This window comes from Pedobacter sp. R-06 (assembly GCF_049913135.1).
Lineage (GTDB): Bacteria > Bacteroidota > Bacteroidia > Sphingobacteriales > Sphingobacteriaceae > Pedobacter.
Window position 1 is genome coordinate 5,594,675 of sequence record NZ_CP183977.1, and the last position, 11,962, is coordinate 5,606,636.

Genomic DNA, 11,962 nt, shown 5'->3' on the forward strand with positions numbered 1-11,962 from the left:
ATATTTACGTTCAATAACTAACAAAATTGTTAGTTAAAGCAGTAACTGAAACATGAGAAAAAAACAATCTTCGAATTATATTAATGAAGAGCGCCTGGCACAGATCTGCGAACGCAATTCGGCGATCAGTATAGTGAGCGGTCGCTGGAAATCACAAATTGTCTTTAATATTTTTCTGGGCAATGACAGGTTTCACCTGTTGCTACAGCAATTGCCGGGCATTTCCGAAACAGTTTTGGCAAGACAACTCAAAGAGCTGGAGAACCATGCCATCCTGGTTAAAAAGGAAATTCCCGATACGGTTCCGGCAGGCAAAAGGTATATCCTAACCAATAAGGGCCAAGATCTCGTACCTATTTTAGACAACCTTTGCAACTGGGGCAAACTATATGCTAATGGAAAGCAGATAGAAGTAGTTTCGAATAAAAGTGAAGCGTGACTGGAAAAACAGCATATAGCGCTGATTACCCTAAAGTAAACTCCAAATGCAGTTTCTCCAAGTGCCAGAAAGAGATTTTTATATTTTGAGTTAAATTATTCAACACTTTTTTTTCTGCTCCAAGCCGACATGTAAGTTAACAAAGGGCGGAGGCTTTCCCCATAATCTGTGAGCGCATACTCTACCCGGGGAGGAAGTTCCTTGTACTGTTTCCTGCTAATTAAGCCATCAGCTTCAAGTTCTCTCAATTGTTCGGTTAATACTTTTCTTGAAATAGAGGGTATCCGAACATTAATTTCCCCAAAACGCCTGGTATGTTTGCAAAGCACATGCAGAATAATCAATTTCCACCGTCCTCCAATCAAAGCTAAAGTATCTATAACAGGGCAGTCAGCATGGTCTGATTTATTTTCCATTAGTCACTTTTAGGTTACCACTATTTGTTTTGTTATCAAAAGGATCTGGTATTTTACAAAGTCAAAATCAGTTCCTTTGCGAAACAAAAGTAATTAATCAATTCTTAAAACAAAAAATATGATTTTAGTAACTGGTGCAACAGGCAATTTAGGCAAAGCGACCATTAATTCGCTGTTAAACAAAGGCATAGCGGTAAATAACATTACTGCATTGGTAAGAGATAAAACCAAAGCGGCAGAATTTAAATCAAAAGGCATTCAGGTGAAGGTTGGCGACTACGAGGATTTCGGGTCTTTAAAAAGTGCGTTCCAGGGTGTAGATAAGCTACTGCTCATATCTTCATCATCAGACATCGCTAACAGGTTTGAGCAGCACAAAAACGTAATTAATGCAGCCAAGGAAACTGACGTTAAACATATTATCTATACGAGCTTTGACATGAAAAATTTACAACAAAGTATAATGGGTAAAGAGGTTCAATATCATGCACACACAGCTGCTTATCTAAAACAAATAGCCGTTCCTTATACTTTAATGGATAACACCATGTATGCTGATATGATTCCCTTCCTTTCTGGAAAAGATATATTAAATAATGGTATTTCCATTCCTGCCGGAGATGGCAAAACTCCCTTTTTGCCAATAACAGAAATGGCTGAAGCAAATGCTGTTGTACTGACTACTCAAGGTCACGAAAACAAAGAATACATCATCGCTGCAGAAACCGCTTTCTCCTTCGCGGAGATTGCTCACCTACTATCAGATATTACAGGAAAAACGATCGCTTATTACCAGCCTAAAGTGAGTTCATATATTGCACAGCTCGTACAGGAGGGATTTTCTGAAGATGATGCAGCATATCTTGCCAGGTTCGCTGGTGCGATTGCCAAAGGAGAATTTGATACCAATAAAAGTGATGTAAAACAACTGTTAGGCAGGAGTCCGATCGGTTTAAAAGATTTTTTGAGAACCATATACAGTAAATAGGTCTTTTCAAAAATCTTAAAATAAAAATGACTACCGTAAGAAGGTTGTTATAAATGATGGGGGATTCTATCTGCTTAAGCGCTCTCAATCAATCTACTGACCTACAGTATTTTACAAAAAATAGTCAATTTTCGACTCACTAAAATTAACCATTCAAAATGGTCAAAAACGAGTCTTAATGCGTTATAAAAACCAAAACAAAGTCTTGAAAATCAACGATTTACACGACAATGTTCTGGTTTGAATCTAAGGAAGTGGTCCCGACGAGAATCGAACTCATATCTAAAGTTTAGGAAACTTCTATTCTATCCGTTGAACTACGGGACCATTTGTTGCGCAAATATAACAAAAGTTTTGTCGCAAGAGAATTCATTTTAACAAGCATTTATCTAAGGATAATTGTCTTTAAAAACATAAAAAATCAATTACAACAGGCCCTTTTAGGATTATTGAATGGGGATAAGCAATAAAAAAAAGCCATTTGAAATTAATCAAATGGCTTTATATTTTAATTACGGCAAGTAAACACTATCTAATTACGCTGCCTTCTGTGAACTTTTCTACAGGTGCCACAAAAGTGAGTTTGCCTTCGGCATTTTCGGCCATCAGGATCATTCCCTGTGATAAAATCCCTTTGATTTCGCGTGGGGCAAGATTTACGATTATACTTACCTGTTTCCCTATAACATCTTCAGGTTTATAATATTCGGCGATGCCCGAAACCACTGTTCTTTCGTCGATACCGGTATTTACCTTTAATTTTAAAAGTTTTTTTGTTTTCTCTACCTTTTCGGCAGCAACAATGGTGGCTACACGGATATCCATTGCCGAGAAATCGTCAAACTGGATATTTTCTTTTGCCGGAACAGCAACTACATTACTGGCCGCGTTACTCGCCTTGCTTTGGTTTAATTTCTCAATCTGGAAATCGATCACCGCATCTTCAATTTTATCAAACAGGAGCACGGCTTCGCCAATTTCGTGGCCACGTTTTAAGAGGCTTACCGTACCAGCATCATCCCAATCATGACCGCCGTTTTGAAGCATTTTCATTAACTTTTCTGCTGTAAATGGCAAGAAAGGTTCGATCAGGATCTGAATATTGGCGGCAATTTGAAGCGCAATATTCAATATCGTTCTTACCCGGTCTTCATCCGTTTTAATCAATTTCCATGGTTCGGTTTCGGCCAGGTATTTATTTCCTAAACGGGCAACATTCATTACTTCTGATAAGGCCTCTCTAAAACGGTAATTCTCGATTGACGCAGAGATTTTAGCAGGGTACCCGGCCAGTTCATCAATAACAGCCTGATCTACATCCGTAATTTCCATGCAGGTAGGCACTGAACCACCAAAGTATTTATGCGTAAGTACCACAACCCTGTTTACGAAATTACCCAGGATGGCTACCAATTCATTATTGTTTCTGGCCTGAAAATCTTTCCAGGTAAAATCGTTATCCTTGGTCTCGGGAGCGGTTGCGGTTAATACATATCGCAATACATCCTGCTTGCCTTCAAATTCCCTTAAATATTCGTTCAGCCAAACGGCCCAGTTTTTAGAAGTTGATATTTTTTGCCCCTCTAAGTTTAAAAATTCGTTTGCCGGCACATTATCGGCCAGGGTATATTCGCCATGCGCCATTAACATTGCCGGGAAAATAATGCAGTGGAAAACGATGTTATCTTTACCGATAAAATGGACCAATTTGGTTTCGTCGCTTTTCCAGTATTCTTCCCAACCACATTTATCGTTTTCGTAACTGCTGATGTAATATTCTTCGGCTTTAGGGTTCCACACATCGAGCTTGGCATAGTTACAAAGCTCTTTGGTTGCAGAAATATATCCAATAGGAGCATCGAACCACACATAAAGCACTTTACCTTCTGCATCGCGAAGCGGTACACGAACGCCCCAATCTAAATCTCTGGTCATGGCCCTTGGCTGTAAACCTGCATTTAACCAGCTTTGGCATTGGCCATATACATTAGGGCGCCATTCTTTATGACTTTCGATATAGGTACGTAAACGGTCTTCGTATTTATCTAGCGGCAGAAACCAGTTCTTCGTTTCCTTTAAAATTGGTTTATCACCTGATAGGGTCGATTTTGGATTGATTAAATCGGTCGCATTGAGCGTAGAGCCACAGTTTTCGCACTGGTCGCCATAAGCATTTTCGTTACCACATTTGGGGCAGGTACCGGTGATGTAACGATCGGCCAAAAATTGTTTTGCGGTGGCATCGTAATATTGTTCGGTAATTTCTTCGGTAAAAACACCTTTATTGTAAAGGGTTTCGAAGAAATCGGCAGCGGTTTGGTGATGGGTAAGCGATGAGGTACGGTGATAAATATCGAAAGATACGCCGAACTCTTTAAAAGAATCGCCAATAATCTTATGGTACTTATCTACCACTTCCTGGGGCGTAATCCCTTCTCTTTTGGCTTTTAAAGTAATGGGCACACCATTTTCGTCAGATCCACAGATGAACTTTACATCGCGTTTATTCGACCTTAAGTAACGGGCATAAATATCTGCAGGGATGTAAACACCAGCCAGGTGCCCAATATGAACTGGTCCATTGGTATATGGAAGCGCTGCAGTTACGGTATATCTTTTTATTTTACTATTATCCAAAACAATTTTTATTAATTTGGCAAAGATAAGTGTTTTGAAGATGATTAAGCAGCCCCCGTATTTAAAAAAAGGAGATAAGATTGCCCTGGTATGTCCGGCAAAGAAATTACCCAAACCTATAGACCATGCCATAGCACGATTAGAAAGCTGGGGCCTGGAGGTTATTGTTGGCGAAAGCGTATATGCCAGCCACCACCAGTTTGCAGGAACTGATGCTTTACGAACCAAAGACATTCAGCATTTTTTAGACGATCCGGCTATAAAAGCGATTATTTCGGGCCGTGGCGGTTATGGTACCATCAGGATTATTGATGACCTGGACTTTACAGAATTTAACAAGAACCCTAAATGGTTTGTAGGTTTCAGCGATATTACCGTGCTATTATCACACCTTATTGCGCAATGTAATACCCAGTGCATGCATGCGCAAATGCCCTATACTTTTGATGAATCTACTGAAGAAGCTTTAATCTCTTTAAAAAAGGCGCTATTTGGTGAAAAACAGGCGTATGCCTACCAAAGTGCCTTTAAAAACAGGGCAGGAGAGGCGACCGGACTTTTGATTGGGGGGAATTTAAGTTTACTCACCATGGTACAGGGCTCGGTTTCGGAAATGGATTTTACAGATAAAATTCTCTTTTTGGAAGATGTTGGCGAACAGGAATACGGTATAGACCGTATGTTGCGTATGCTGAAAAGAGCGGGTAAAATAAAAGCCTTAAAGGGTTTGATTATTGGTGCCTTTAATGAAATTGAAGAAGAAAAGATTTCTTTCGGGCAAACGGCCGATGAGGTAATCTGGGATATTGTTAAGGACTATGATTTTCCGGTCTGCTTTAATTTTCCAACGGGACACATAAATAACAACCTCAGTATGGTTTTAGGTGCTGAGGTAAACTTAAAAATAGAAACAAATAACGTTCAATTTAAATATTTATAGGATGGCAATTTTAGATAATTTAGGAAAATACCGCAATACAGGCTTGTTGCTGCTACGCATTGGTTTAGGTGTAATGTTTATCATTCATGGTTTCCCGAAACTTGCGGGCGGCCCAAACGGCTGGACTGGCTTAGGAGGGAGTATGAAGGTAATCGGCATAGACTTTTTACCTATATTTTGGGGCTTTATGGCCGCTGCTACCGAAACCTTTGGTGGTTTCTTGCTAATTGTAGGGTTGTTTTTCCGTCCGGCGCTAATTTTACTAATCTTTACGATGATTATAGCAGCGCTGGTTCATTTTGGTAAGGGAGACGGATTGGGCGGTGCCAGTCATGCTATAGAATTAGGCATTGTATTTTTCGGGCTGATTTTTATTGGCCCGGGGAAGTATAGTGTGGATAAGAAGTGAACTTGGCGCAATTTTCATAGTTGTTCCTATCTTAAAGACTCTGAATCAGTCTTAAAAAAAGCGGCAGAGAAAATACCTGCCGCTTATTCAAATAAATACTAAAAGAATCTTTAGTTTGCAATTGCAGGACTACCAGCACCTGGACTGTTGTAACTATACTCATGTACAGGAACATCCCAGTAATCCCAATAGTTATAGTCTATAAAACATGGCAACAATGTCCAGCTTCCTGCCGGCGTTGCTCCGATCTCTGCATTTGGAACAACTACATTTGCATTTGCTCTACCTCCACCTGCACTCGCTTTTGTGGTAACACCCCAGCGCCTGGCATCGTAAAATGCCAGTCCTCTCAGGGTAAGTGCAATTCTACGCTCTCTCCTCAATTCCTCAAGTGCTTGCGCCTGGTTTAAACCGGTTCCAACTGTAGCAGCCAAACCAGCACCGTTAGCAGTACGCACGCGATCAACAAACAGTAATCCGGCATCGATATTGTTGTTTCTAATTTCAACTTCAGCAAGCATAAGTGCATTTTCTTCCCAAGATCCTGCAAAATTTGCGAAACCTGTTCTAGCATTTGTAGACCAGTACCCTCCATTCTGAATTGCAGTGAAGAAATAACGCCCACCGAATTGATATCCTCTGGCCTGTCTGTTCACTTCGGCAAGTGGCAATGTGCTAACACCTTTTACAAAACGTTGGTCACCTGGTTTAAAGTCTTGCGCCCACCGTTCAGATGGATACATCCAACCTGGATTATTAGCATGAGAGTTCCACAATAAAATATGCTGTTGGTTATTTGGAGAAATTCCTTCGGCAGCAACCGCTGAGATTCCCAATAGGAAAGTAATATCTCCCTGAATTAAGCCAGCAGTGGCCAGCGTTTTAATGGTGGTTAGATCGCCGGCGGTTAGTTCGCCAACTTTCTTGTTTACCAAAATGTTTCTGGCTTTGTAGGTATTACAGCCCCTGATCCACATTTGCGGCGTAATGGCAACATTAGGCGTTGGTTTATTGAAAGCAGGGATAATTGCATTCATTGTTGAGTTGTACACAGCATCAGCAGCGGCAATTGGCGTTAACAAAGCGATGGCTTTATCAAAGTTAGCATTCGCCTCGGTGATCATCTGTTGACGTGTTTTGTACTGAGAATCTGTACTACCATCAGTTTTATCATTAATTACCCCAGCAACATACATTGAACCAATGCGCGAATAAGCGAAACCTTTCCACCAATACGCCCACGCCTGTAATGTAGCTTTCTCTGTTGCCGGAATTGTAATTGCCGGATTCTCTATAGCCTGGAGTAAGAAATTGGCCTGTCCGTTAACAAAATAAGCTAGGTTCCATTCATAAATCAAAGCATTTGTTTGAGAGCCGTTGGTTGCCGAGAGATTATTTAAAGCTTTCAATTGCGTAGGTTGATCAATTACCAATACACCTGGTATAACTTTATTATACGGTGCCGGTAAAGTAATTTTATCTACCTGGTTCACATATCTCCATCCCCAGTTACCAGCAGAACACCACTGTTCATCACCCATGAAACTATGCATATTCATTGCATGTACAAGCAAATTGTTTCCAACGTACAACTTACTCCAAATCCCCAATGCAAACTGCTCTACCCCCTTTACCGAAGCCAATGAACCTGTTGGTGTTGGCGAGTTGGGATCATCCAACTGCAATTCGGACTTTTTACAATTAGTCAAAAACACGACTATTGCAAAAAATGCTATTATTTTCTTCATCTTTTTTAAATTAAAAGTTCTATAAACCATTTATTAGAAACCAATATTGAGACTGAACTGAAATGATTTCAAGTTAGGCGCACCATAGTAATCTACGCCAGTGAACGAGCCCATACCAGAAATTGTACCCCCCTGATTGGTTAATGCCGATGTAGCTTCAGGATCTAATCCTTTATACTTAGTCCAGGTAGCTAAATTTCTGCCTGTAGCAGTAACTGATATCGTTCTTAACCACTTTTGTTTAAGCACATTTGTTAAATCATACGTTATTGACAGATCTCTTAACCTTAAATAGCTACCGTCTTCAATAAAATGAGATAATGGAGTATTGGTATTGTAAAGACTATTGTAAAATGCGACAAATGAACCTTCTTGCCCAGCGATAGTAACAGGCTCATCAAAATCCTTATGTAACCTATCCCTGTACATCCATTGCCTGGTTTGATTATACACATCACCACCTTGCACCCAGTCAAATTGGACACCTATGCTTAATTTTTTAAATAATGTAAAGTTATTAATGAATGAACTGGTGAAATCAGGATTCACATTACCTGCTACAGCCAAATCGTCGGCACCTGTTAATACAACATTATAGTTAGCCAAGTTCACCACATAACCATTACTGGCTACAGCATAACCTGCCGCGCTGGCTTCAGGGATATACCTTGTGCCATTGGGTCTTAACTGATCTATGCTGGTTAATGGCCTTTGCATATATAAATCTCCTAAATTTCCACCCGGAGCGAGATAGAACACACCATTTGTAATCGGCACATTATTAGATACGGCTGTTACTTCAGTCTTAGACTTTCCTAATCTAAAGCCAAAATTCCAATCCAGGTTTTTAGATTTATACGCGCTTATATCCATTGAAATATCAAAACCACTACTTTTTAAGCTCACTAAATTGTCTCTCACTCCTGTTGCACCTGAAGAAGGGGCAGCAGGTGCTTCCTGAATAACATCATTAGATTTTCTGCTCCAATAAGTTCCGTTCAGTACCACGCTACTTAACCAATTACCTTTTAATGGAGTTAAGTTTAGATCTGTACCTATTTCTAATTCTGTTGTTTTTTGAATGAGTAGATTTGGATTATTTGCAGTAGCCCTAGTATAAAGTGTTGATCCACTTTCTCCAAAATTCCCCCTACTGAATGTTACCTGCCTGTCATATATACCCGGTTGAACACCTGCCTCTCCATATGCTGCGCGCAATTTCCAGTTGGATACGAAGCTTTTATTTGTAAAGAATTCTGATGGGTTGAAGAAAACAGTTCCCCTTGGAAAAGTAGCAGCCGTGCCCTGGCCACCAAAAGCAGAAGAATAATCAGATCTAAAGCCAGCAGAGATACCAAAAAGGTTACCATACTCAACAGTCTGGTTTACTAAGAAACCATAGATCAAAGACTCTTCAAAGCTTTCGCCACCGGTTCTTGTTGTTGCACTTGATAAGGTAAATGGTGGATAAGCGGGCAAGGTTACGCCTTGGGCATAGAAATAATTACTTTTGAATCTCCTGGCGTCATAAGTAACCTGAGTAGTGGTTTTTATCGGTACTTTCAGCTTGAAGTCGTTTTGAAAATCAGTTCTGAAGTACGCACTGGCGTTGCCATAATTCACTGCTGAATTTTCATATTCTTTAAGGATGCTTCCTTCAATCACAGAACCATAGAAAACAGTTTGAGCCCTTCCTACCTGGTTGAAATAAAAATCACCTTGCTCCCAACGCCGGGTGTCTAACGCGTACTTAACGTCGAATTCCAAGAATTTAGGAAATTTATAATTCAGGTTAAAGTTTTGTACAAGCCTCGGTGTTTTACTATAGCGACTTCTGGCTTCTCGTTCTGCTAGAGGATTATTTCCATCAGTTAAAGTGCTTGGCTTAACTACATATTGTCCGTTTGTTGGGTTTTGGAATGTAAAATCGATCCATTGCAAAGAGTTAACCAAGTTGAAACGGTTGGACGATAATAAATCTTCTTTTGTATATATGAGCTGTGTAGCACTTCTAAAATTTAGCCCTTTAACAGGATTAAACCCAAAATTCAGATTCAAATTTGTTCTGTTGTACTTATTACTGTATACATCTTGCTGAGAAAGGTTCGAAGCTCCGAATGAATAATCAGTCTTTTCTGATCCGCCCCTAATTGTTAGCGAATTAGTAAAGGTGTTCGCTACTTTATTTCCCTGGTCTATGTGATCATAAACTGGTAATAAAATAGGTTTGTTGTTTTGAACTGTTTTATCTGTACCAAAAGGTAATGCAGTTGGGTTCGGCCATACACCAATAGCACTAGGCGCTAATATGGCGCCATTACTCGCCACAATATTGCCAGCTGCATCGGTAACCCAGTGATGGTTAGTTGCAATTAAATCATTTAATCTAACAATCCTGTCGTTGCTGTACCTAGAGGCTACATCAATAATCAATTTACTGTTTTTAGCCCCTTTTTTCGTAAAAATCTGAATTACACCATTACCACCCTGAGCGCCATATAACATCCCGCCGGCTGACCCTTTAACAACCTCCACACGATCTACTGTGTTCGGATCAATAGAGGTTAATAGATCGGAACTTGCCTGTACTCCATCTATCAAAATTAAAGGAGAAGCACTAGAAAGGTTGGTAAACCCACGCAGAATGATCTGCGCATTGGCTCCCGGCTGACCACTTCTTTGTATGATTTGAGCACCTGCTATTTGGCCCTGCAATGCCTGTGTCACATTTGTTGTTGCACTTTTCGGGAAATCTTTAGCATCTAATGTTGCAACATCAATTGGCACGAGCTTTTTTTGAGTAGCTACGCCAACACCTGTTACAACTACATCTGAAAGTGTTTTTGAATCATCTACCAGAACGATGTTGATTACATTTCCTGATCCAATCGTTTTGGTCTGTGGCAAAAAGCCAATAAAAGAAAACTCTAGTGAGGTGGCTTCTGAGGTTACTCTGATCGAGTATCTACCATCTGCTCCGGTTATGGTCCCCCCATTGGAGCCCTTAATTTTAACACTTACTCCGGGGAGGGGTAATCCATCTTCCCGGGCCGTAACTGTTCCTGTGATTGTTCGATTTTGCGCTATTGCCGAGGAGGCAATAAATAGCAATATGAACAAACTTTGTAGAAGTTTTTTCATAAAAAATTTAGTTTAGTTTAGTTAATAATCGTGCATTGGTCTTGTATTCTGCAATACAAATTCAACAATAAAAACTGCACATATTTTTACTGCGGCTGTTTAAAGCTTAATGATTAATGACTGGGATATTTGAGTGAATGAATAGGATGATTTATTTTAAATTTCGTAAATGCGCCTATGGTGGTTCTTAAGTCGCATCTTTAATCTGAATGCCTCTTACAGGGGGATCTTTGTAGCCTCTTCTGGCCACATCAGTGCTTTTGATTGTTCTTTCTTGTTTTATTGCTCCGGGTGCAATGAATAACAATGAGAACAAACTCTGGGCGAGTTGTTTCATAAATAATAGTTTAGTTTCCGTTTAACAACCCAATATAGCACTTAGAAAAACGCTATACAAGTTTTAAAAAACAAAAATCATCTAATTTTTTATACTAATTTTTAAAAAAGACAAAAAAAATCAACCAAAAACCGCATTTTAAATACTCAAAAGGCTAAAAACAACATTTAAACAAATTAAAATCTGCAAATATTTTATCAAAAAAGATACAAATATATTAAAACGAGATTAAAATACTGTTAATTACGCTTTTTTAACTTAACATTTTTATATCGATACGCTTTTACAAGATATATTTAATATTTTTTCTCATAGTCCAAGCAAACTTACCTGACATGGCATTCTATTAGCTTTTATATTATTTTTCTGAATCGTAAGCTAACCTTACTGTACATCCGATATTATAGGCCTGCCTTGAAGTGCATTTAGGCGATTTTGAGCAAGTTCACCCTGACCTTCAGTTTTTATTTTCTGAGATTTTTTCCAGTTGTGAGGTAAAAAACTCCTGAAACTGGTTGTTGGGATTGTTAGACAACTGTTTCAGGGCATCCTTCAGCCAGATCATAGGATTTATCCCATATAATTTACAGCTACGTAACCTATCGGTTTGGTTTCTCTTTTTTGGACTAATGCGGTTACCACAACTTTTGATAGAGACTTTGAGCCTGTTTCTAAAGATGCATTAACAACACAACCTGTAATAGCAATTTCTTGTGTGGAATAACCTAACCAGAGAAAAAATTAGCATCTTGGTTTATGCACTTACCTTAATAGAAAATTTACCTGCGGCATTTGTAGACACGCCAGAGTTTGATGCGTCTTTAATTCTTACACCTACTCTGGGGAGGGGTAATCCGTTTTCCTGAGGCGTAATTGTTCTTTCTTGCATTATTACCGAGGAGGAGGA

Annotated in this window: 10 protein-coding genes and 1 tRNA gene; 4 read left to right on the plus strand and 7 right to left on the minus strand. The window is 39.4% G+C overall.

What is annotated here, in order from left to right:
* Window positions 1-52 precede the first annotated feature (52 nt).
* Window positions 53-439, plus strand: a complete 387-nt coding sequence (locus ACN9MR_RS22665) for a winged helix-turn-helix transcriptional regulator (RefSeq protein WP_426326803.1) — start codon at window positions 53-55, stop codon at window positions 437-439.
* A 95-nt stretch (window positions 440-534) separates the two neighbouring features.
* Here ACN9MR_RS22665 and ACN9MR_RS22670 read toward each other — a convergent pair whose 3' ends face one another.
* Window positions 535-855: a winged helix-turn-helix transcriptional regulator gene (locus tag ACN9MR_RS22670; protein WP_426326804.1), complete on the minus strand. Its 321-nt coding sequence runs from the start codon at window positions 853-855 to the stop codon at window positions 535-537.
* A gap of 118 nt (window positions 856-973) precedes the next feature.
* Between ACN9MR_RS22670 and ACN9MR_RS22675 the strand changes: the two genes are divergently transcribed.
* Window positions 974-1,843, plus strand: a complete 870-nt coding sequence (locus ACN9MR_RS22675; RefSeq protein ID WP_426326805.1) for an SDR family oxidoreductase — start codon at window positions 974-976, stop codon at window positions 1,841-1,843.
* A gap of 255 nt (window positions 1,844-2,098) precedes the next feature.
* On the opposite strand, the gene ACN9MR_RS22680 is transcribed toward ACN9MR_RS22675, so the two are convergent.
* Together ACN9MR_RS22680 and metG are read right to left on the minus strand one after the other, a co-directional pair.
* Window positions 2,099-2,170: transfer RNA gene (locus ACN9MR_RS22680), tRNA-Arg, on the minus strand.
* A gap of 201 nt (window positions 2,171-2,371) precedes the next feature.
* A complete protein-coding gene (gene metG / locus ACN9MR_RS22685) occupies window positions 2,372-4,480 on the minus strand; it encodes a methionine--tRNA ligase (RefSeq protein WP_426326806.1) in 2,109 nt (702 codons plus the stop codon).
* Window positions 4,481-4,496: 16 nt separating this feature from the next.
* Between metG and ACN9MR_RS22690 the strand changes: the two genes are divergently transcribed.
* Window positions 4,497-5,420 carry a S66 peptidase family protein gene (locus ACN9MR_RS22690; protein ID WP_426326807.1) on the plus strand — a complete coding sequence of 308 codons (924 nt, stop codon included), beginning with the start codon at window positions 4,497-4,499 and terminating at the stop codon, window positions 5,418-5,420.
* A gap of 1 nt (window position 5,421) precedes the next feature.
* Window positions 5,422-5,829, plus strand: coding sequence for a DoxX family protein (locus ACN9MR_RS22695; protein ID WP_426326808.1), 408 nt, complete (start codon window positions 5,422-5,424; stop codon window positions 5,827-5,829).
* 110 nt (window positions 5,830-5,939) lie between these two features.
* Here the strand turns inward: ACN9MR_RS22695 and ACN9MR_RS22700 are convergent, their stop codons facing one another.
* From ACN9MR_RS22700 to ACN9MR_RS22715, 4 genes are all read right to left on the minus strand, one after another.
* Complete coding sequence (locus ACN9MR_RS22700) at window positions 5,940-7,577, minus strand: hypothetical protein (RefSeq protein ID WP_426326809.1); 1,638 nt, start codon at window positions 7,575-7,577, stop codon at window positions 5,940-5,942.
* A 33-nt stretch (window positions 7,578-7,610) separates the two neighbouring features.
* Complete coding sequence (locus ACN9MR_RS22705; protein ID WP_426326810.1) at window positions 7,611-10,718, minus strand: SusC/RagA family TonB-linked outer membrane protein; 3,108 nt, start codon at window positions 10,716-10,718, stop codon at window positions 7,611-7,613.
* A 187-nt stretch (window positions 10,719-10,905) separates the two neighbouring features.
* Window positions 10,906-11,055, minus strand: coding sequence for a hypothetical protein (locus tag ACN9MR_RS22710; protein WP_426326811.1), 150 nt, complete (start codon window positions 11,053-11,055; stop codon window positions 10,906-10,908).
* Between the two features lie 754 nt (window positions 11,056-11,809).
* On the minus strand, window positions 11,810-11,944 hold the full coding sequence (locus ACN9MR_RS22715) for a hypothetical protein (RefSeq protein ID WP_426326812.1): 135 nt from the start codon (window positions 11,942-11,944) through the stop codon (window positions 11,810-11,812).
* Window positions 11,945-11,962 lie beyond the last annotated feature (18 nt).